Origin of the sequence: Mycobacterium sp. NPDC050551, assembly GCF_040674075.1 — a bacterium.
Classification (GTDB): Bacteria; Actinomycetota; Actinomycetes; order Mycobacteriales; family Mycobacteriaceae; genus Mycobacterium.
The window spans coordinates 648546-669257 of sequence record NZ_JBFARC010000001.1; the positions used below are offsets into that span (position 1 = coordinate 648546).

17 protein-coding genes are annotated in these 20712 nt (G+C 69.7%); 10 read left to right on the forward strand and 7 right to left on the reverse strand.

The annotated features are described in order from the left end of the window. The gene (locus AB0K11_RS03120; protein WP_364972038.1) at positions 1–258 is read left to right on the forward strand and encodes a hypothetical protein; all 258 of its coding nucleotides are present in this window, start codon (positions 1–3) and stop codon (positions 256–258) included. On the opposite strand, the gene AB0K11_RS03125 is transcribed toward AB0K11_RS03120, so the two are convergent. Beyond that, positions 259–738, reverse strand: coding sequence for an Lrp/AsnC family transcriptional regulator (locus tag AB0K11_RS03125; RefSeq protein WP_364972041.1), 480 nt, complete (start codon positions 736–738; stop codon positions 259–261). It lies immediately after the preceding gene. Between the two features lie 42 nt (positions 739–780). Between AB0K11_RS03125 and AB0K11_RS03130 the strand changes: the two genes are divergently transcribed. After that, positions 781–2337, forward strand: a complete 1557-nt coding sequence (locus AB0K11_RS03130; protein WP_364972045.1) for an aldehyde dehydrogenase family protein — start codon at positions 781–783, stop codon at positions 2335–2337. 70 nt (positions 2338–2407) lie between these two features. Here AB0K11_RS03130 and AB0K11_RS03135 read toward each other — a convergent pair whose 3' ends face one another. Beyond that, the gene (locus AB0K11_RS03135) at positions 2408–2929 is read right to left on the reverse strand and encodes a hypothetical protein (protein WP_364973680.1); all 522 of its coding nucleotides are present in this window, start codon (positions 2927–2929) and stop codon (positions 2408–2410) included. A 75-nt stretch (positions 2930–3004) separates the two neighbouring features. Between AB0K11_RS03135 and AB0K11_RS03140 the strand changes: the two genes are divergently transcribed. Continuing rightward, positions 3005–3805 carry an SDR family oxidoreductase gene (locus tag AB0K11_RS03140; protein ID WP_364972047.1) on the forward strand — a complete coding sequence of 267 codons (801 nt, stop codon included), beginning with the start codon at positions 3005–3007 and terminating at the stop codon, positions 3803–3805. Here the strand turns inward: AB0K11_RS03140 and AB0K11_RS03145 are convergent. Further along, on the reverse strand, positions 3802–5169 hold the full coding sequence (locus tag AB0K11_RS03145; protein ID WP_364972049.1) for a cytochrome P450: 1368 nt from the start codon (positions 5167–5169) through the stop codon (positions 3802–3804). The two genes, AB0K11_RS03140 and AB0K11_RS03145, sit on opposite strands and share 4 nt — an antisense overlap. Positions 5170–5421: 252 nt before the next feature. On the opposite strand from AB0K11_RS03145, the gene AB0K11_RS03150 reads away from it, so the two are divergent. The 4 genes from AB0K11_RS03150 (at position 5422) to AB0K11_RS03165 (ending at position 13803) form a co-directional block, all read left to right on the forward strand. After that, a complete protein-coding gene (locus tag AB0K11_RS03150) occupies positions 5422–6705 on the forward strand; it encodes an EAL domain-containing protein (protein WP_364972051.1) in 1284 nt (427 codons plus the stop codon). 146 nt (positions 6706–6851) lie between these two features. Then, a complete protein-coding gene (locus AB0K11_RS03155; RefSeq protein ID WP_364972053.1) occupies positions 6852–7940 on the forward strand; it encodes a GGDEF domain-containing protein in 1089 nt (362 codons plus the stop codon). Between the two features lie 77 nt (positions 7941–8017). Further along, positions 8018–9181 (forward strand): FAD-dependent oxidoreductase, encoded by a 1164-nt coding sequence (locus AB0K11_RS03160; protein WP_364972055.1) that lies wholly within the window; start codon positions 8018–8020, stop codon positions 9179–9181. A 44-nt stretch (positions 9182–9225) separates the two neighbouring features. Further along, the gene (locus AB0K11_RS03165; protein ID WP_364972058.1) at positions 9226–13803 is read left to right on the forward strand and encodes an ATP-dependent helicase; all 4578 of its coding nucleotides are present in this window, start codon (positions 9226–9228) and stop codon (positions 13801–13803) included. A gap of 5 nt (positions 13804–13808) precedes the next feature. Here the strand turns inward: AB0K11_RS03165 and AB0K11_RS03170 are convergent, their stop codons facing one another. Then, positions 13809–15209 carry a PE-PPE domain-containing protein gene (locus tag AB0K11_RS03170; protein WP_364972060.1) on the reverse strand — a complete coding sequence of 467 codons (1401 nt, stop codon included), beginning with the start codon at positions 15207–15209 and terminating at the stop codon, positions 13809–13811. 314 nt (positions 15210–15523) lie between these two features. Here AB0K11_RS03170 and nei2 point away from each other — a divergent pair, with 314 nt between their 5' ends. Next, positions 15524–16297: an endonuclease VIII Nei2 gene (gene nei2 / locus AB0K11_RS03175; RefSeq protein ID WP_364972062.1), complete on the forward strand. Its 774-nt coding sequence runs from the start codon at positions 15524–15526 to the stop codon at positions 16295–16297. Between the two features lie 16 nt (positions 16298–16313). On the opposite strand, the gene AB0K11_RS03180 is transcribed toward nei2, so the two are convergent. Together AB0K11_RS03180 and AB0K11_RS03185 are read right to left on the reverse strand one after the other, a co-directional pair. After that, positions 16314–17459: an acyl-CoA desaturase gene (locus AB0K11_RS03180; protein ID WP_364972065.1), complete on the reverse strand. Its 1146-nt coding sequence runs from the start codon at positions 17457–17459 to the stop codon at positions 16314–16316. A 15-nt stretch (positions 17460–17474) separates the two neighbouring features. After that, complete coding sequence (locus tag AB0K11_RS03185) at positions 17475–18542, reverse strand: ferredoxin reductase (RefSeq protein ID WP_364972068.1); 1068 nt, start codon at positions 18540–18542, stop codon at positions 17475–17477. Between the two features lie 70 nt (positions 18543–18612). Here AB0K11_RS03185 and AB0K11_RS03190 point away from each other — a divergent pair, with 70 nt between their 5' ends. Together AB0K11_RS03190 and AB0K11_RS03195 are read left to right on the forward strand one after the other, a co-directional pair. Beyond that, positions 18613–19293 (forward strand): TetR family transcriptional regulator, encoded by a 681-nt coding sequence (locus AB0K11_RS03190; RefSeq protein ID WP_364972071.1) that lies wholly within the window; start codon positions 18613–18615, stop codon positions 19291–19293. A gap of 34 nt (positions 19294–19327) precedes the next feature. Next, positions 19328–20113 carry an enoyl-CoA hydratase-related protein gene (locus AB0K11_RS03195; RefSeq protein WP_364972073.1) on the forward strand — a complete coding sequence of 262 codons (786 nt, stop codon included), beginning with the start codon at positions 19328–19330 and terminating at the stop codon, positions 20111–20113. Positions 20114–20117: 4 nt separating this feature from the next. Here AB0K11_RS03195 and AB0K11_RS03200 read toward each other — a convergent pair whose 3' ends face one another. Then, on the reverse strand, positions 20118–20708 hold the full coding sequence (locus AB0K11_RS03200; protein ID WP_364972076.1) for a hypothetical protein: 591 nt from the start codon (positions 20706–20708) through the stop codon (positions 20118–20120). Positions 20709–20712 lie beyond the last annotated feature (4 nt).

The following is a 20712-nucleotide window of genomic DNA, read 5'->3' on the forward strand; positions in this document are numbered from 1 at the left end:
GTGACCGAGAACCGGGACTCCCATCGGGAGACCGCCCGCCGCGTCGCAGGCGCGGACCGCTTCGCGCTCCAGCTGCCGGTGCTCGGCCGGGTGCCGTTCCCGCGCCCCGACCAGCTGGCCTTCTACGGCGCGCTGGCGGCGCTGGTGGCGGTCGAACTCGTGGAGTGGCCGGTGGCGGTGGCGATCGGCGCAGGCCATGCGCTGATCACCGGCCGACCTGCGGATAAATCGGACGATCAGGCGACACGACAGGAATAATTACGGCACGCTTTGCCGTCCGTCGTAAAATGTCTGTAAGATGATCGTGCTTCGAGTGCGAACGTTCGCCGCGGTGCGGATCTCCTGGAGCAGGTCTTCGAGTGCCCGCGCCGAGCCGACCCGCACCAGCAGCATGTAGCTCTCGTCGCCGGCCACCGAATGGCAGGACTCGATGGCCGCTATGTGCTCGAGCCGGGTGGGCGCATCATCGGGTTGGGACGGATCGAGAGGGGTGATGGCGACGAACGCGGACAGTTGGTGGCCGACCGCCTCCGGGTTCAGCCGGGCCTGGTACCCGGTGACGACGCCACGGGACTCGAGCCTGCGCACGCGTGACTGCACGGCCGAGACCGACAGGCCCGCACTCGCCGCGAGATGGGCCAGCGTGGCCCGCCCGTCGGCCACCAGCTCGCGAGCCAGGATCCGGTCGATCTCGTCGAGCGGCGCCGACCGGTGCGGATGTTCGTCGGCATCGACCATGGCCGCACTGTATCGCTCCACACCCCGGGAAGAAGGGACATCATGACCACCACGACCACCACGGCGCCGCTGCCGACCGCCGCCGAACTGCGCGGCCGGGTGGCGGACGCGTTGCGCGCCATCGGCTCCCGTGTCGAGCTCGGCGAAGCCGGCGGACCCGGCATGCCCGCGAGCACGCCGATCACCGGCGAGGTGCTCGGCACCGTCACCGAGACCACGGGCCCGGAGACCGACGCGGCCATCGCCGAAGCGGCGCAGGCGTTCACGGTGTGGCGCACCACACCTGCGCCGGTGCGCGGCGCCCTGGTGGCGCGGCTCGGTGAACTCCTCGTCGAGCACAAGTCCGACCTCGCCGCCCTGGTCACCCTGGAGGCGGGCAAGATCCGCTCGGAGGCCCTGGGCGAGGTGCAGGAGATGATCGACATCTGCCAGTTCGCGGTGGGGTTGTCGCGCCAGCTCTACGGCCGCACCATCGCCTCTGAGCGGCCCGGCCACCGGCTGATGGAGACGTGGCACCCGCTCGGAGTGGTCGGCGTGATCACCGCGTTCAACTTTCCCGTCGCCGTGTGGGCGTGGAACACCGCCGTGGCGCTGGTGTGCGGCGACACCGTCGTGTGGAAGCCGTCCGAGCTGACCCCGCTGACGGCCGTCGCGTGCCAGGCCCTGATCGAGCGTGCCGCCGCCGACGTCGGCGCGCCCCCTGCGGTCAGCCGGCTGGTGCTGGGCGGCCGCGAGGTCGGCGAGCGGCTCATCGACGATCCGCGGGTCGCCCTGGTCTCGGCGACCGGCTCGGTGCGCATGGGCCGTGAGGTCGGACCGCGGGTCGCCCAGCGGTTCGGCAAGGCGCTGCTGGAGCTCGGCGGTAACAACGCCGCGATCGTGACGCCCTCGGCCGACCTGGATCTCGCCGTCCGCGCGATCGTGTTCTCGGCGGCCGGGACGGCGGGCCAGCGGTGCACGACGATGCGCAGACTGATCGTGCACCGGTCGGTGGCCGACGAGCTCGTCGACCGCATCGTCGCCGCGTATCGCCAGTTGCCGGTGGGTGATCCGGGTGCCGACGGCACCCTGGTCGGGCCGCTGATCCACGAGACCGCGTACCGGGACATGGTCGGAGCCCTCGAGCAGGCCCGCGCCGACGGCGGCGAGGTGTTCGGCGGTGAGCGCTGCATATTCGACGGCGACTCGGGCGACACCTCGTTCTACGTCACGCCCGCCGTGGTGCGGATGCCCGCGCAGACCGACCTGGTGCACAACGAGACCTTCGCACCGATCCTCTATGTACTCACCTACGACGGGCTCGACGAGGCGATCGAGTTGAACAACGCGGTACCGCAGGGGCTTTCGTCGGCCATCTTCACCGTCGACGTGCGGGAGGCCGAGCGGTTCCTGGCCGCCGACGGCTCGGACTGCGGCATCGCCAACGTCAACATCGGCACCTCGGGCGCCGAGATCGGCGGGGCCTTCGGCGGCGAGAAGCAGACCGGCGGCGGCCGCGAATCCGGGTCGGACTCCTGGAAGGCCTACATGCGCCGGGCCACCAACACGGTCAATTACTCGTCGGAGCTGCCGCTCGCCCAGGGTGTGCACTTCGGCTAGACATAGGAGTGATTTCGGCGCGTTCTCGTTCGCTGAGTGAACGAACGCGCGCCGAAATCGCGGGGTGGGGCTAGCCGCGTTTCTTCGCGGCGGACTTCTTGGCGGGTGCCCTCTTGGCGGTCGCCGTCTTCGCGGGCGCCTTCTTCGCGGGGGCCTTCTTCGCGGGAGTCTTTTTCGCGGGCGCCTTCTTGGTGGCGGTCTTCTTCGCGGCGGGTGCGGTCCTCGCCGGTGCGGCGGCCTGCTTGACCGGAGCGGGGTCGGGCACCGGCGTCAGCACACGAACCGCGGGAGCCGGCGACGGCGGCGGCGCACTCCCCCGCCGGCCGATCCGGCGTGCCACCAGCGCAGCGCCACCGACGGTCACCAGCACCGGCCACTCGACAAGTCCGGCGGCGCCGACTGCGCCGAACGTCAGCAACGCCGCGGGCGTGGAGTGGGATCCGTCTTTGAGCCCGTTGCGGATTCCGGCGGCGGTACCGGTGACGCCGCCCACGATGCCGTTGATCGCGGCGCCGCTCACCGCGCCGGCCGCGGCCGTGGCAGCATTCGCCGTCCCGGCCACGAACCGCGCCGCGCTGCGGACGATGTCCATGGTGATCACCTGCCTCATCGTTTGAAGACGAGGAGTACCCGCATCGCGAGACCCGTAACCGACCAGACTGGTGGCATGCAGATCCAAGACAGCGTCGTCATCGTCACCGGAGCGGGGTCCGGCATCGGCCGGGCGCTGGTCGCCGAATTCGCTTCACACGGGGCCGCCGTCGTGGCCGGCGACATCGACGCAGCAGCCGTGCAGGGTACCGCCGCCCAGGTCGGTGGGCGCGTGGTCGCGATGCGGGCGGACGCCGCGGACACCGATGACATCGCCGCGTTGATCGCCCAGGCCGACAACGAATTCGGTCCGGTGGACTGCTATGTCGCCAACGCCGGCATCATCGGGGCGTCCGGTCTCGGCGACGAGCGGGCCTGGGACCGGATCCTCGACATCAACCTGCGAGCCCACATCCGCGCCGCGACCGTGCTGATCCCCGAGTGGGTGCAGCGCGGCGGCGGGCACTTCGTCGCGGTGGCGTCGGCGGCGGGGTTGCTCACCCAGATCGGCGCGGCCGGCTATGCGGTGAGCAAGCACGCCGCCGTGGGGTTCGCCGAGTGGCTCGCCATCACCTACGGCGACGACGGCGTCGGGGTCACCTGTGTCTGCCCGATGGGCGTGGACACCGCGCTGCTGCGGGCGATCCGGGCCTCGGCCGACACCGCGGTGCGCCTGAGCGCGGACTCCGTCGTCAACGCGGGCAACGTCGTCGAACCCGCCGATGTCGCGAGGCTGACGGTCCAGGCGGTGCGCGACGGCACGTTCCGGGTGCTGCCGCATCCGGAGGTCGCGGGAATGGTGGCGCAGAAGGCAGCGGACCACGACCGCTGGATCACCGGGATGCGGCGCTACCAGCGCTCGCTGCTCAACGACTAGCGGCGGTGTAGTTCGAGCCGGAACCCGCGCGGCATCATGGTCAGCCGCTCGGCGACCTGCAGTTCGTAGTCGGGTTCGGGAATGAGGTCGTAGCGCCGGATCAGCGCGGCCAGCATCAACACGCCCTCGTGCAGCGCGAACTGCCTTCCGATGCATGACCGCTCGCCGGTGCCGAAGGGTTTGTACAGCCCGCCGGGCCGGGCCCGGACCCGCTCGGGTGCGAACCGGTCCGGGTCGAATGCGTCCGGGTCGGGACCCCACCGGGCGTCGCGGTGCAGGGTCGCGGTCAGGGCGAGCGCCCAGTCACCGGCCTTCATCGGGTGCACGCCGCCGAGCACGGTGTCGGCGCGGGCGGCGCGGTAGTAGCCGGGCACCGTCGGCTGCAGCCGCAGGGATTCGTCGAGCACGCGGCGCACGTAGCGCAACTTGGCGATCCGGTCGAAGTCCGGGCGGTCGTCCTCGCCCCACACCTCGGCCACCTCGACGCGCGCCCTGGCCGCCACCTCCGGGTGCCGTGCAAGATAGAACAGTGCGAAAGACATTGCCCCCGAAGTTGTTTCATGTCCGGCGATCAGGAAGTTGAGCAACTGGTAGCGGATGTTGGCGGCGTCCAGATCGGAGCCGAGCATCGTGTCGAGCAGGTCGTCGTGGCGGCCCAGGCCCACCGCTCGGCGTTCGGCGACGATCTCGTCGGCCAGGGCGTGCAGATAGGCCGCGTGGCGGCGAACTCGCCGCTCGGCGATGCGGGTGACGGCGTCGGGCAGGAAGGTCTCCCGCAGCACGCCCACGTAGTCCGAGCCTTTGAGCGCCGCGATCATGTGGTCGACGAACGGGTGGGTCTGCTCGGTGGCGAAGCAGCCGAAGGAGTATCCCGCCGCGCAGCGGCCGATGGTCTCGAGGGTGGCACGGGTGGTGTCCGCCGAGACGTCGACGGTCCTGCCGTCGCGCGCCCGGTCGTCCCAGCGGGCGGTCAGTTCGGCGGCGACGTCGAGCATCACGGCGTGGTAGCGCCGCATGGCGGCCTGGCTGAACGCCGGCATCAACAGGTCATGGGCCCGACGCCAGTTCGGCTCGTCGTTGTATGCGGTGAACAGCCCGTCGCCACCGATCACCCGCAGCGCCTCGATGTCGGGCCCGATGTGCTTGCAGAATCGCGTCTCGTCGTTGAGGTCGGCCACCACGTCGGCGGCGGCCGCGACCACCCAGCGCGCGCCGAGGAAGGTGAACTCGAAGATCGGCCCCAGCCGCGCCATGTCGACCGCCGACTGGCTCGGCGTGTCGGCATGGAAGCCGAACACGTCACCGAGCAGGGGGACCCGCCACGGCGGGTGCGGAAGCGCCGGGTCGCGCCTGTGACTTCTCATGGTTCGGTGTCCCACCGCGAATCGTTGACGGGCAAGCGACGCTCAGCGTCTCACGTGACGCTCGCAACCATGTGCCTCACCTGCGCCCGCGCCGCGGCGTTCGCCGTGCCTTCCACGTCCCGACCGTGAACAGACCAGCATCCAGCGTCGGTATCGGGTTCCGTCTGGCACTATCAGCAATCAAATGCATCGATCAGCCACCGAGGGCAGGAGCGGCGTGCGCAGTTACGTGGTCCGTTGCGCGAGCACCTCGTGAGGCGCGCCGAGACCGCATGGCCGCCGTCGCGCCGTGAGCTGGACGCCGCAGCGGCCGGCGAGGGTCTCGAGACGGTGTTCCAGCCCATCGTCTCGCTACAGGACGGGGGGCGAGTCGGGTTCGAGGCCCTGGCACGGTGGACCCACCTCGGCGCCGGTGACGCCGGCGACGTCTTCGCCCACGCCGCACGAACCGGCCGGGCGGGTGCGCTGGAACGCAAGTGCATAGAGACGGCCGTCGTCGGCGCGCTGGACGCCGGCCTGCCACCGGGCAGCGCCGTGTTCATCAACTGCGAGGCGACAACGCCCTATCTCAGCCCTGCCGACAGCCGGATACTGGCGCACGGCGCCGAGCGATTCCAGATCGTCTTCGAAGTGACCGAACGCAGCCTGCTCACCCACCCGCCCGATCTACTGCGGAAGGTGGTGGCGATGCGCCGGGACGGGTTCGCCTTCGCGCTCGATGATGTCGGCGCGGAACTGAGCTCACTGGCCCTGCTCGACGTCCTGGCACCTGATGTCATCAAACTCGATCTCGCGCTCGTGCAGTCACAACCGCATTACCGACAGGCACGGACCTGGGCGGCGGTGCTGGCGCACCATGAGCACGCAGGCGCGCAGGTGCTGGCCGAAGGAATCGAGACAGCCGAGCACCTTCATCGCGCTCTGGCGCTGGGCGCGACGCTGGGGCAGGGCTTCCGGTTCGGGCATCCCAGCCCGTTGAGCCCCGGGGCCGGCACCGGTGTGCTGCCGCCGGCGATCAGGACCCAGTCTCCCTGCGTGGATCCGGGATCCCCGTTCGCGGCGGTGGGAGGCAATCCGATACTGCGTCGACAACGCCGGGACACCGTCCTCGCTCTGTCGTTGTCCCTCGAACAACAGGCGCTGGAAGCACCCGATCCCCCGATGGTGCTCGCAGCGCTGCAAGACGCACGATTCTTCACCGGAGACACCCGCACCCGCTACCGACGTCTCGCGACACACAGTCCGTTGGTCGCCGTGTTCGGCTGCGGCCTCGACGAAGACCTCGGCTGCGGCATCAGAGGGGTGCGATTCGCGCCGGGGGACTCTCTCGAGAGCCAGTGGATCGTCCTCGCGTTGGGGGCGAACATCGCCGCCGCCCTGGTGTCCCTCGAAGTCACCGATTCCGAGCGCGCGAGCAACGGCACTGACCGACGTTTCGATGTGGCGCTCACCAACGACAGGACACTCGTGACCAAGGTCGCGCGTCAGCTCCTCACCCGCATGCTGACACCTCCGGCGCCGGACCGTTTGTGTTGACGATGGTGCGGCCCACCAGGCGCTAACATCCCCGTAAATTAGTTGCTGTGCCACGCGTGCGGTTCGCCGCCGAGCGGACACAGCGCAGGTCGGTGGTGAGTGCCGCTCATGGGGGTTCAGGGTTGCTGGCGTCGTCGAGAACTACCGTGTTCGGCCGCCTCGTGCGCGAATGGTGGTGTGAACCGATCGATTACACCGCACAGGTGCAGTACTTCAAACGGGCGATGTCCGGAGCCGTCCAGCTCCTGATCGGACTCGGCACCGGGTTCGACGCGGTGATCTCGGCGGTGATCCTGTTGCCGTCCGCGAGCACCGTCGCGTCGCGGGTCGCCGTGGCGGTGTTCGTCGCGCTACAGGCCTTCTGGGCGTGGGTGTGGGTGTCCCGGGAGTGGCCGTCGCGGCGGATGTCGCTCGCATTCGTCGTATCCGCCGACATCGCGATCACCGTGATGGTGCTGCTCGATGCGAACTGGGTGCTCGGCTCGTTCGGGTTCAGCTTCTTCACCATGCTGTCGGTCTACTTGATCTTCTTCGACGGACCGAAAGCACTTGCGGGACACATACTGTGGATCCTGGTGACCGTGGCGGCCTTCGCCGTGCAGGTCGGAGCACAAGCGCAGATCGACGTCACCGGGTTCACCGTGAAAACGGTCGTCTCGGTGGCGCTGGTGGTCGGGACGCCGCTGGGGATACAGGCAGCGATCTGGGCGCTGCGCAACGACGCCAACGAGTCCGTCACCGATCCGCTGACCGGGCTCCTCAACCGGCGTGGGCTGCACCTGCAGGTCGAAGACCTCGTGCGCGACGCCGCCACGACGGGCAGCGAGGTGACCGTGATGGTCGTCGACCTGGATCGCTTCAAGACGATCAACGACAGATTCGGTCACACGGTCGGCGATACCGTCCTGGTGCGCAGCGCGCGCCGGATCAAGTCCGCGGTTCGGGGCAGCGCACTGGTGGCGCGCCTCGGCGGCGAGGAGTTCGTCATCGTCGACCTCGCGGACCCGAACAGCAGGACCCAGCAGGACTTCGATCGCGTCCGTGACGCGATCGCCGCACCGACCGAGCACGCGATCACCGCAAGCGTCGGCATCGCCACCACCGCCGTCACCGACCCCGCTGCGAGGACCGTCGACGCTGTGGCGTTGCTCGACGCCATGATCGAGCGAGCCGACCGTGCGATGTTCGACGCCAAACGCAACGGCGGCAATGCCACGGTGCAGTTGCACCGGTGAGGCGTCCGCGCACCAGTCAATCACCCTGACACGACCCGGCCGGAGTGAACGCACACACGACGGGGTAGTCGGGCGGGATGACTTCTCCAGGACTGATCGTCATCGGCAGCGGGCCGGCCGGTGTGAGCGCCGCTGAAGCGTTCCGGCAACGGGATTCACGCTCGCCGGTCACCATCTTCACCGAGGACGCGGCGCTGCCCTATCAGCGGCCGCCGCTGAGTAAAGAATTCCTGCGCGGGGAGGCCGAAGCCGGCGAGGCGGAGCTGCACCCCGACGACTGGTTCGCCGAGCACGACGTGCGCATCGTGCGGAGTTCGGAGGTGGAGGCCGTCGACGTCGCGGGCCGCACCGTGCGGGTGGACGGGACGACTCACCCCTACCGGTCGCTGGTGATCGCCAGCGGCGCCGGCCCGGTCGCGCCGTCGTTCCCCGGTGGTGACACCGCGCTGCTGCTGCGCTCGATGGCCGACGCACAGCGCCTGCGCGAGACCGCGGAGCGCTCCACGTCGGCGGTGGTGATCGGCGCCGGCTTCATCGGCTGTGAGGCGGCCGCCTCACTGGCGATGCGGGGCATCTCCGCGACCCTCGTCGCGCCCAGCGCCGCGCCGCAGGCCAAACGTCTCGGGGAACGGGCGGGCGCCCGGATCGTCGACATGCTCGCCGCGGCAGGCGCCCGCTACGTGGGCAGCGTCAAGGTCGAGGCCGTCGAGGACGGCGCCGTCCGCCTCGACGACGGCACCTCGATCTCCGCGGAGCTGATCCTGGCGGCCACCGGCGTCCAGCCGCAGTCGACGCTCGCCGACTCCGCCGGACTGGCCGTCGACGACGGGCGCATCCTGGTCGACGCCGGTATGCGGACATCGGCCGACGGCGTGTTCGCCGCCGGCGACGTGGCGTGGGCACACAATTCCGCGGCGGGCCGTCGCATCGCGGTCGAGCATTGGCAGGACGCGGTCGACCAGGGCACAGTCGCGGGCGCCAACGCCGCGGGCGCCGCCGATGAGTGGTCCTCGGTCCCGGGATTCTGGACGACGATCGGCGAGGCGACGCTGAAGTACCACGCGTGGGGCGACGGCCACGACGAGGCACATTTCGTCGAACACGAGGACGGCTTCACGGTCTGGTACGAGCGCGCCGGCGCGGTCGTCGGCGTATTGACCCACAACGCAGACGACGACTACGACCGCGGCGAGGAACTGGTCGAGAAGGGCCGGCCGCTGCCCGCCGACGTGCGCGGCTGAGCTCGTCGGGAGGACTTGTCGGTGGGTGCGGGCACCATGGTGGGGTGGCTGTGCAGACCGATCCGCTCTCCCGCTTCAGTGCGCTGACGCGGGAGTGGTTCGCGGGCACCTTCCCGGCGCCCACCGACGCGCAGACCCAAGCCTGGCAGGCCATCGCCGACGGGCACAACACGCTGGTCATCGCACCCACCGGCTCCGGCAAGACGCTCGCGGCGTTCCTGTGGGCCATCGACCGGCTGGCCGAAGCCGAGCCTCGGCCCGCCACGGCGGGCACCCGGGTGCTCTACGTCTCGCCGCTCAAGGCGCTGGCCGTCGACGTCGAGCGCAACCTGCGCACCCCGCTGACCGGCATCGCCCGCATCGCCGAACGGCACGGCATGCCCGCGCCCGACATCAGTGTGGGCGTGCGCTCCGGTGACACAACGCCCGCCCAGCGCCGCGAACTGATCACCCGCCCGCCCGACGTCCTGATCACCACACCCGAGTCACTGTTCCTGATGCTCACCTCGGCCGCCCGCGACACGCTGGCCGAGGTGCAGACGGTGATCGTCGACGAGGTGCACGCCGTCGCGGCCACCAAGCGCGGCGCCCACCTGGCGGTGTCACTGGAGCGGCTGGACCAGTTGTTGGACCGCCCCGCGCAGCGGATCGGGCTGTCGGCGACGGTGCGGCCGGCGGAGGAGGTTGCCAGGTTCCTGTCCGGCCAGGCTCCGGCCACCGTCGTCGCGCCGCCCGCGACCAAGACGTTCGACCTTGCGGTGCAGGTCCCGGTTCCCGACATGGCCGACCTCGAGAACAACTCCATCTGGCCCGATGTCGAGGAGCAGATCGTCGACCTGATCGAGGCGCACCGGTCGTCGATCGTCTTCGCCAACTCGCGTCGGCTCGCCGAACGCCTGACGTCGCGGCTCAACGAGATCCACGCCGAACGTGCCGGCGTCGACCTCGGCAACGAACCCAACGGCAAGGTCGGTGGCGGCGCGCCCGCCCAGGTGATGGCGAGCGGGGTGTCGATGGGCGCGGATCTGCTGCTCGCCAAGGCCCACCACGGGTCGGTGAGCAAGGAGCAGCGGGCGATCGTCGAGGACGACCTCAAGAGCGGGCGGCTCAAGGCCGTCGTCGCGACCTCCAGCCTCGAATTGGGCATCGACATGGGCTCGGTCGACCTGGTGATCCAGGTGGAGTCGCCGCCGTCGGTGGCCAGCGGCCTGCAGCGCATCGGCCGCGCCGGACACCAGGTCGGCGAGATCTCCCAGGGCGTGCTGTTCCCGAAGCACCGCACCGACCTGATCGGCTGCGCGGTCACCGTGCAGCGAATGCTGGCCGGGGCGATCGAGACCATGCGGGTGCCGGCAAATCCGCTGGACGTACTGGCACAGCAGACCGTGGCGGCCGCCGCGCTCGAGCCGCTCGACGCCGACCGCTGGTTCGAGGCCGTCCGGCGCAGCGCGCCGTTCGCAACGCTGCCGCGCAGCGCGTTCGAGGCCACGCTGGACCTGTTGTCGGGCAAGTACCCGTCAACCGAGTTCGCCGAGCTCCGTCCGCGGCTGGTCTACGACCGCGACACCGGCACGCTGACCGCACGGCCGGGCGCGCAACGGCTGGCGGTCACCTCCGGTGGCGCCATCCCCGACCGCGGGCTGTTCACCGTCTACCTCGCGACCGACTCCGAGAAGCCGTCGAGAGTAGGCGAACTCGACGAAGAGATGGTTTACGAGTCGCGGCCGGGCGACGTCATCTCACTGGGCGCCACAAGCTGGCGTATCACCGAGATCACCCATGACCGGGTGTTGGTCGTCCCGGCGCCCGGGCAGCCCGCGCGGCTGCCGTTCTGGCGGGGCGACGGCGTCGGCCGGCCCGCCGAGCTCGGCGCCGCCGTCGGCGCGTTCACCGGCGAACTCTCCGGGATGAAGGCCGACGACTACGTACAGCGTTGTCATGCAATGGGTTTCAACGACTATGCCACCGACAACCTGCGGCGCCTGCTCGACGACCAGCGTGAGGCCACCGGCGTGGTGCCCACCGACACCACCTTCGTGGTGGAGCGGTTCCGCGACGAGCTCGGCGACTGGCGGGTGATCCTGCACTCCCCCTACGGCCTGCGGGTGCACGGCCCGCTGGCGCTGGCGGTCGGGCGACGGCTACGTGAGCGCTACGGCATCGACGAGAAGCCCACGGCCTCCGACGACGGCATCATCGTGCGGCTGCCCGACACCGATGTCACCTCCGGGGAAGCGATCTCGTTCGCCGACCTGTTCGTGTTCGACGCCGACGAGATCGAGCCGATCGTCACCGCCGAGGTGGGCGGCTCGGCTCTGTTCGCCTCGCGTTTCCGTGAATGCGCGGCCCGCGCCCTGCTGCTGCCGCGCCGCCATCCCGGCAAGCGGTCGCCGCTGTGGCATCAGCGCCAGCGGGCGGCACAGCTGCTCGATGTGGCCCGCAAATATCCTGACTTCCCCATCGTGCTGGAGGCAGTGCGCGAGGTCCTGCAGGACGTGTACGACGTGCCCGCCCTGATCGAGCTGATGCATCGGGTGGCCCAGCGCCGGCTGCGGATCGTCGAGGTCGAGACCGCCACGCCATCGCCGTTCGCGGCGTCGCTGTTGTTCGGCTACGTCGGCGCGTTCATGTACGAGGGCGACAGCCCGTTGGCCGAGCGGCGTGCCGCCGCACTGTCATTGGACAGCGTGCTGCTCGCCGAACTGCTCGGCCGGGTGGAACTTCGCGAGCTGCTCGACGCCGACGTCATCGCCGCCACCATCCGCCAGTTGCAGCACCTCGCCGAGGACCGGCGCGCCCGCGATGCCGAAGGGGTGGCCGACCTGCTGCGGCTGCTGGGGCCTCTGACCGAGGCCGAGGTCGCCGAGCGTGCGACCACCGACGACGTCGCCGGCTGGCTCGACGGACTGCTGGCCGCCAAGCGTGCGCTGCGGGTGAACTTCGCCGACCGGACCTGGTGGGTCACCGTCGAGGACATCGGCCTGCTGCGCGACGGGATCGGCGCGGCGGTGCCCGTCGGGGTGCCCGCGACGTTCCTGGCCAACGTGGCCGACCCGCTCGGTGAGCTGCTCGGCCGCTACGCCCGCACCAACGGACCGTTCACCACCGGGGAGGCGGCGGCGCGCTTCGGCCTCGGCGTCCGGGTCGCCGCCGACGTGCTGGGCCGGATGGCGGTCGACGGGAAGCTGGTGCGCGGCGAGTTCACCGATGTGGCGTCGCCCGGCGCCGTGGGCGGCGAACAGTGGTGTGACGCCGATGTTCTGAAGATCCTGCGCCGCCGCTCGCTGGCTGCGCTTCGGGCGCAGGTCGAGCCGGTCAGCACCGCCGCCTACGCGCGATTCCTGCCGGCGTGGCAACAGGTCGGGTCCGCGCACAGCTCGGGGATCGACGGCCTGGCGACCGTGATCGATCAGCTCGCCGGGGCGCCGATACCGGCGTCGGCCATCGAGCCGCTGGTGTTCGGCCAGCGGGTGCGCGACTACCAACCGGCCATGCTCGACGAGCTGCTGGCCTCAGGCGAGGTGACCTGGTCAGGGGTGGGTCCGATCGGCAGCGGCGACGGCTGGATCGCGTTCCACCCGGCCGACTCCGCGCCGCTGACTCTGACCGCCCCGATGGAGATCGAGTTCACCGACACGCACCGGGCGATCATGGAGACTCTGGGCGGCGGCGGCGCATACTTCTTCCGCCAGCTCACCGGCGACGACGGCGAGTCCGTGAAACAGGCTCTGTGGGAACTGATCTGGTCTGGATGGGTCACCGGTGACACGTTCGCGCCGGTGCGCGCGAAGCTGACCGGCCCCAGGCGTTCGGGCGGTCGGCGGGCAGGCGCCCCGGCGCACCGGCAGCGTCAGCGGGCGCCGCGGTTGAGCCGCTACAGCGTGGCGCACGCGCAGGTGCGTACGTCGGACCCGACGGTGGCCGGGCGGTGGTCGGCACTGCCCGCGGCCGAACCGGACTCCACGATGCGCGCGCACCTGCTGGCCGACATGATGCTCAGCCGGCACGGGGTGCTGACCAAGGGTGCGGCCGCCGCGGAGGGCGTGCCCGGCGGATTCGCGATGCTCTACAAGGTGCTGACGGCCTTCGAGGATGCCGGCCGGTGCCAGCGCGGCTATTTCGTCGAGTCGCTGGGCGGCGCACAGTTCGCCGTGGCGTCCACCGTCGACCGGCTGCGGACCTATCTCGACGGCGTGGACCGGGAGCGGCCCGAGTACCACGCGGTGGTGCTCGCCGCGGCGGACCCCGCCAACCCGTACGGCGCGGCGCTGCCGTGGCCCACCCGCAAGTCGGCCGACGGCGACGGACGGGAGGACCCCACACACCGGCCGGGCCGCAAGGCCGGCGCGCTCGTCGCCCTGGTGGACGGGGAGCTGACGTGGTTCCTCGAGCGCGGCGGACGATCGCTGCTCAGCTTCACCCAGGACGCCGAGGCCCACCACGCGGCGGGCGCCGCGCTGGCCGAACTGGTGGCCGCCGGCCGGGTGCCGTCGCTACTCGTCGAAAAGGTGGACGGGGCGGCGGTTCTCGACCCGGGCGCCGGCGGGCAGCACGCCGCGGTGCAGCAGGCGCTGACCGATGCGGGCTTCAGCCGCACCCCGCGCGGCTTGCGGTTGCGCTAGCTGCCTCAGGACGCGGGAGCCGACGAGCGATCGGTGCTGTTGCCGGAATCGGACCGCTCTGCGCTCTCGGAGTCGGCATCGTCCTGCGAGTTTGCGCCGCGGGTACCCGACTTCGTGCGGGTGAGGGATTCGACGGCCTTGCGCACCGAACGGAGTCCGTCGCCGGGCTTGTAGCCACCGGACGTCGACTTCTCGGTGGACGCAGACTTCGAGGCAGGCGTGGCGCGGTTGATGCGCCACGACTTCTTCGGCGGCGCCGGCTCGGCGGCTGTCTTCGCGCCGAGGTCGGAGTCGGCCGCCGCGGTCGCGGGCGCCGGCGGCGTGTTGGCGGTGGTTCGCGCATTGTCGGTGTCCCGCAGGGTTGTCGAGGGCGATCCCAGCGAGCCCAGCTTCTGCACGGTCTCAACCGCGCCCGAGGCGACCGACTGCGCGTCGCCTGCCCACTGGTCGGGGCTCGGCAGCAGCTTGAAGCGCACCGGCTGGCTCGGGGCGGTTTCGCCGTCCGGGGTGCGGTCGTAGCCGGTCTCGATGACCGCCCGCAGGAACGGGTCGAGCGCCTCGATGACGTCATCGGGCACGCCCAGCGACCGCAGCGGCTGCGTCAACGGCAGTTGTCCGACCGCGTTGGGAAGCAGGATGTCGGTGACGTTGCCGTCGGTGGAGACGACAGCGCCGGCCGGCGGGTTCTCCGGGTCGATGTCGACGTCCTGGTAGTAACCGCTGTGGAGGTAGACGTACCCGAGGATGGCGTTCGCATCGGCGACGGGGTTCAGGAAGTACACGGGGGCGTCGGCCACACCGTCGTACTGCTTGGTGACCTGGATGATCTTCGTCTCGCCGGACGTCGTGCCCTCACCGAAGGTCGCGCCGACAAGGGGCAGCGTGAAGGCGGGGAACCTCGTGAGCAGGCCGCCGTCGTTGCGCCGCGGGTTCGCGGCGAGGATCACGACCACGTTCTTCGGGTCGTAGCCCGATTCATCGTCGGCTTCCAAGTCCTTGATGGCCCGCACCACGGCGCTGGCGCCCTGCGAGTAGCCGACGACGTACAGGGTGTCGGCGCCCTCGTCGGCGAGGATCTCGGCCTTGAGCTTGTCGACGGCTTCCTGCTCCGACTCGTCGAACGTCGGTGCGCCCAGGCCATGGCTGAGGATGCTCACAATCCCCAAAGAGCCGGGGTAGTCGACGAACACGTTGTTCGGGTCGTTGTCGTACTGACCGGCGAAGCTCCTCGCCATCCGCTCGGATGCCGAGCCGGGGAGCTCGTCCCTGTCGGTCAGGAACGGCGACACTGTGCCGTCGACGAAGATCGAGTGATCGGCCGCCAGTCCCACCTCGGCGATGGTCGGGTTCGTCGCGTACACGGCTGCCAGCGCTCCGGCCACCGGAAGCGCGAGCCCGGTTGTCACGACTGGCGCGAGCTTCATCCGCCGCGACAGTTTGCGATGTTTCCCCACAGCGAACCCCACCAAGCTCCCAGCCCCACCTGGCGGTCGCTCAGGTCCGCACGAAGTGTAGCCGTCTCCCCAGGGGATACGCACTATTTGAAAAGGCCGAGAACCACCGCGGGCGCAAGCATCGAATCGGCCGAACCGGAATCACAAGATCATTTGCGGGCCGGTCGCATAACTCATACGCCGCCGCTTCGGCGGACCGTCGTCAAGCAGACCCACAGCTAGCATTTCAGCAGGACCGTCCACCGCGACCGAGGAGCAGTGCAGCGATGCCCGAGGGGGACACCGTCTACCGCACCGCCACCGCCCTGCGCGAGGGACTGATCGGCAAGACGGTGACCCGCTGCGACGTCCGGGTGCCGCGCTACGCCGCGGTCGACCTCACCGGCGACGTCGTCGACGAGGTGCTCACCCGGGGCAAGCATCTGTTCATCCGCATCGGCGCGGCGAGCATCCACTCACACCTGAAGATGGACGGAAGCTGGAAGGTCACCCCGGCGTCCCGGCCCAGCCGCGCCGGCCATCGCATCCGGATCATCCTCGAGGCCGGCGAGGGCGCAGACGCCGTGCAGGCCGCGGGCATCGACCTGGGGGTGCTAGAAGTGCTCGAACGAGCCGGCGACACCGACGCCGTCGCGCACCTCGGGCCGGACCTGCTCGGCGACGATTGGGAGCCGCGGATCGCGGCGGCCAACCTGGCTGCCGACCCCAGCCGGCCGCTGTCGGAGGCGCTGCTCGATCAGCGGGTGATGGCGGGCGTCGGGAACGTGTACGCGAACGAGATCTGCTTCGTCTTCGGGCATCTGCCGACCACACCGGTCGGCGAGGTCAAGGATCCGCTGCGGGTGGTGCAGAGGTCGCGGGACATGTTGTGGCTCAACCGGAACCGGTGGAACCGCACCACCACCGGCGATACCCGACCGGGCCGCGACGTCTGGGTCTACGGCAGGTGGGGAAAGCCGTGTCGCCGCTGCGGCACACCCATCAGGCGTGACGACAGCGGCGACCGGATCAGCTACTGGTGCCCGAACTGTCAGCGTTGACCGGGCACCGGAGCGGTCATTTCGGCAAGGCGAGCCGGACGATCTTGCGCACCACGGTCGCGAACTGGCGCGGCAGCGGACCGCTGTTGTAGGGAACGCCGTAGCGGCGGCAGATGTCCTGCACCTGGGTCGAGATCTCGGCATGGCGGAAGGCCGGGATGTCGGGGAACAGGTGGTGCTCGATCTGGAACGACAGGTTGCCGCTCAGCAGGTGGAACAGCTTGCCGCCGGTGAGGTTCGCCGAACCGAGGACCTGGCGGAAGTACCACTGGCCGCGGGTTTCGGCCTTGGTCTCCTCGATGCTGAACTCCTGGACGTCCTCCGGGAAGTGGCCGCAGAAGATGATCATGTACGACCACACATTGCGCATCAGGTTGGCGGTCAGGTTGCCGGTGAACACCCAGGGGGCGAACGGGCCGGCCAGCAGCGGGAATGCCACGTAGTCCTTGAGGGTCTGACGCTTGGTCTTCGCCCAGATACCCTTCAACACCTCACGCTTGTCGGCGATCGAGATCTGACCGGACGTGATGCGCTCGGTCTCCATCTCGTGCAGCGCGACACCGTACTGGAACAGCACCATCAGCAGGAACGCGTAGACCGGGTTGCCCAGGAAGTACGGCTTCCACCGCTGATCCTCAGTCATCCGCAGGATGCCGTAGCCGATGTCGCGGTCCATGCCGACGATGTTGGTGTAGGTGTGGTGCATGTAGTTGTGCGAGTGCCGCCACTGGTCGGCCGGGCAGGCGGTGTCCCACTCGAACTTCTTGCCGGACAACGCCGGATCGCCGGTCCAGTCGTACTGGCCGTGCATGATGTTGTGGCCGATCTCCATGTTGTCGATGATCTTCGACAGGCCGAGCATCGCGGTGCCGGCCAGCCAGAACGGCGGGAAGATGCCACCGAACAGCAGGGCCCGGCCGCCGACCTCGAGGGTGCGCTGCGCCTTGATGACGCGGCGGATGTAGGTGGTGTCGCGCTCGCCGAGGTCGGCGATCACGCGCTCACGCAGTGCGTCCAGCTCGCGGCCGAAGGCCTCGGTCTGTTCGGGCGTCAGCCGGATGGTACGTCCGGCGACGGTCTTCTCCAGAGTTCTCTGGGCGGGATTCGCGGTGGGAGTCTCGGTTTCGGGGGTGGTGATCTCGGGAGTGGTCGTGATGGTCATGACTTTTCTCCTTTCTTAGAGCGCGAGGTCGACGTCACCGACGGGGACGGACACGCAGATCTGCACGTCCTCCTCGTCGGTGCCCGACACCGCGCCGGTGATCAGGTTCTTGACGGCGCCGCGGGTCTTGCGGCGGGTACAGCTGTGGCAGATGCCCATTCGGCATCCGCTTTCCGGGGTGAGTCCGGCCGACTCGGCCTGTTCGAGCAGCGGCCGTCCGTCGTCGGTGACCTCGACCTGACTGTCGGCGAAGGCGACTCGGCCGCCGGTCGACCCACCCGACAGGTCGAAGACCGGCGGCACGAAGCTCTCCGCCAGTGCGTTCGGGAAGTGCCGGCGCACCGCCTCGACGAGTGCCGGCGGCCCGCACACGTAGACCGCGTCGGGTTCGGGCATCGCGGCGGCGATGTGCTCGACACCGAACCGGCCGTTGAGGTCACTGCCGGCGGTGTCGCGGGTGAAGCCGTGCAGCACGCGCACCCCGGACATGGCTCGCAGTTCGTCGCGGTAGCAGGCCTCAGCGGCGCTGCGGGCGTAGTGAACGAAGGCGATCTTGCGGTCGGACCCCTCGGCACGCATGGTGCGCAGCATCGACATCACCGGCGTGATGCCGCTGCCGCCGGAGACGAACAGCACCCGTCGCGGCCGCGCAGCGGGCAGCGTGAACTCGCCGCCGACCGAGTCGAGACCGACGATCATCCCGGGCCTGGCGTGGTGGAACAGGTGCGTCGACACCAGGCCGCCGTCGTGGCGGCCGATGGTCAGTTCGATGTGGCGGGCGCCCTCGGCGCTGGCCGGTGAATAGCAGCGGGTGCGGCGACGGCCGTCGATCTCCACCGACAGGTTGATGTGCTGCCCCGCCCGGAATCCGTGGAAGGCCTGGTTCGGCTCCAGGGTCAGGGTCACGCTGCGCGGCGTCTGGCGCGCCACAGCGATCACCTTCGCCCTGGCGTCGCCCATGGTCCAGGTCGGTGTGACCAGTTCGGTGTAGCGGTCGACGCCGTGCGGCCCCGTGAGCAGGTCGACCAGCGGCGAGGCGAGCACCCTGTCTCGAAAGCCTCGCGTCAAAGTTTCAGTGAACATGTGTACACCGTGCAGCAGTACGGTAGGGTTCGTCAATGATATGAGTGCAGATAGTGGTGGGTTTCACACAGTGAACAGTCGTTCGCCGAAGTCACATACAGGCAGGTCAGGAAAGTCCCGCTCACGGGATGCCCTCACGCGCGAGGAGCGTAAGGAGGCCACCCGCCGGGCCATCGTCGCCGCGTCCCTGGCACTCCTGGAGAACCGCAGCTTCAGCGCGCTGAGCCTGCGGGAGGTCACCCGTGCCGCCGGCATCGCGCCGACGGCGTTCTACCGGCACTTCGAGTCCATGGACGCTCTCGGCCTCGTCCTCATCGACGAGTCGTTCCGGTCTCTTCGCGACATGCTTCGCGGCGCCCGCGCAGGCAAGCTCGACCCGAACCGGGTGATCGAGTCCTCGGTCGAGATACTCGTCGCCGGCGTCAACGCCCGCCGCGAGCACTGGCGCTTCATCGGTCGCGAGCGGTCCAGCGGGGTGAGCGTCCTGCGCTACGCGATCCGCACCGAGATCCGCCTCATCACCTCGGAGCTGGCGATCGACCTCGCCCGCTTCCCCGGCCTGACCGGATGGAGCAGCGAGGACCTGAACATCTTGGCGAGCCTGTTCGTCAACGCGATGATCTCGATCGCCGAAGCCATAGAAGACACGGCGGATGCCTCTGGTCCCGCACTCGACGAGATCAAGCGGACCGCGATCAAGCAGCTGCGGATGATCGTCATCGGGATCGCCGGCTGGCGCAGCGCGGACTGACCGCTCAACGCGTCAGACGGTTAGCGTGGCGGCCATGACCACCCTGGACCTGTCCCATCCGCGGCCCGACGTCACCGTCATCACCCTGAACCGGCCCGAGAAGCTGAACGCGCTGTCCTACGAACTCGTCGAGGATCTGCACGGCGCGATCGACGGCATCGTGGCCGACAACGACTGCCGGGTGGTGGTGCTCACCGGCGCGGGCCGCGGGTTCTGCTCGGGCCTGGACCTGACGGCGCCGAACCCACCGGAAGCCGCAGGCGGAACGGAGTTCCCGCGCTCAGGGATGCGCTGGCAGGAGCGGATCGCCGAACTCACCACGCGGCTGCACCGGTTGCGCCAACCGGTGATCGCCGCGGTCAACGGGCCGGCCTACGGCGGCGGATTCGCAATCGCCCTGGCCGCCGATATCCGCATCGCCGCCGAATCCGCCCGGTTCTGCACGCAGTTCATCAAACTCGGCCTCGGCGGCTGTGACATCGGGGTCAGCTACACCCTGCCTCGGATCGTCGGCGCCGGGCCCGCGTTCGACCTGATCCTGACCGCCCGCGACGTCGACGCCGCCGAGGCGTTGCGCCTTGGCATCGTCTCCCGGCTGTCACAGGACGGATCGGTGCTCGACGATGCGCTCGCGGTGGCCGAAACTCTGTGCAGCTACGGCACGTTCGGTCTCGAGTCGACCAAGCAGGTGCTGTGGGCGAATCTGGACGCCGGCTGCCTCGAGACGGCGCTGCAGGTGGAGAATCGGAGTCAGATCCTGGCATCCACCAGCGGCGAGATGGCCGCGGCGAGTGAGGCGTTCCGACACCGGCGCCGGTGACCGGTCATTCGAGGAGCCAGAGGACGAGCGCAATGAGGACGGGGACGGCGCACAGCCCGTACAACGCATACCGTGGCACCCGCTCCCACCGCGGCGAGACGACCATCAGCAGGATCGCGCCCAAGCACCCGACGACCAGCAGCGCCGCCTTCACCAGAGACATCCCGAAGGACACCGTCGCCACCCCGATGCCGACGAGGATGCCGGGCAGCAACACCAACGGCACCTGACGATTCGGGATCCCCAGCGGCAGCGGCGCCAGCGACGCCGATTCGGGCAGGTCGAGATCCGGCCGGTGATGCCGAAGCCAGTCGCCGATCGGTCCGGCCGTCCACTGTGTGTCGAATTCGTGCGGGAAGATCACCCCGCCATTGCGGCCCAGGATCGCCCACGCGCGGGCCGTCGACCACCGCGGCGACATCGGCAACAACTCGATGCTCTCGATGCCGCGCCAGGAAACCTCGGTGACCTTTCCTCGCCGCGCCAGCAGCAGACCGCCGGAGTGCAACGTCAGGCGCTGGGCGGCTTCGCCGCGACGGATCCGGGTGCTGTCCGATCCGTCCAGCTCGACCGGCTCCTCGAAGGGTTCGTCCACGATG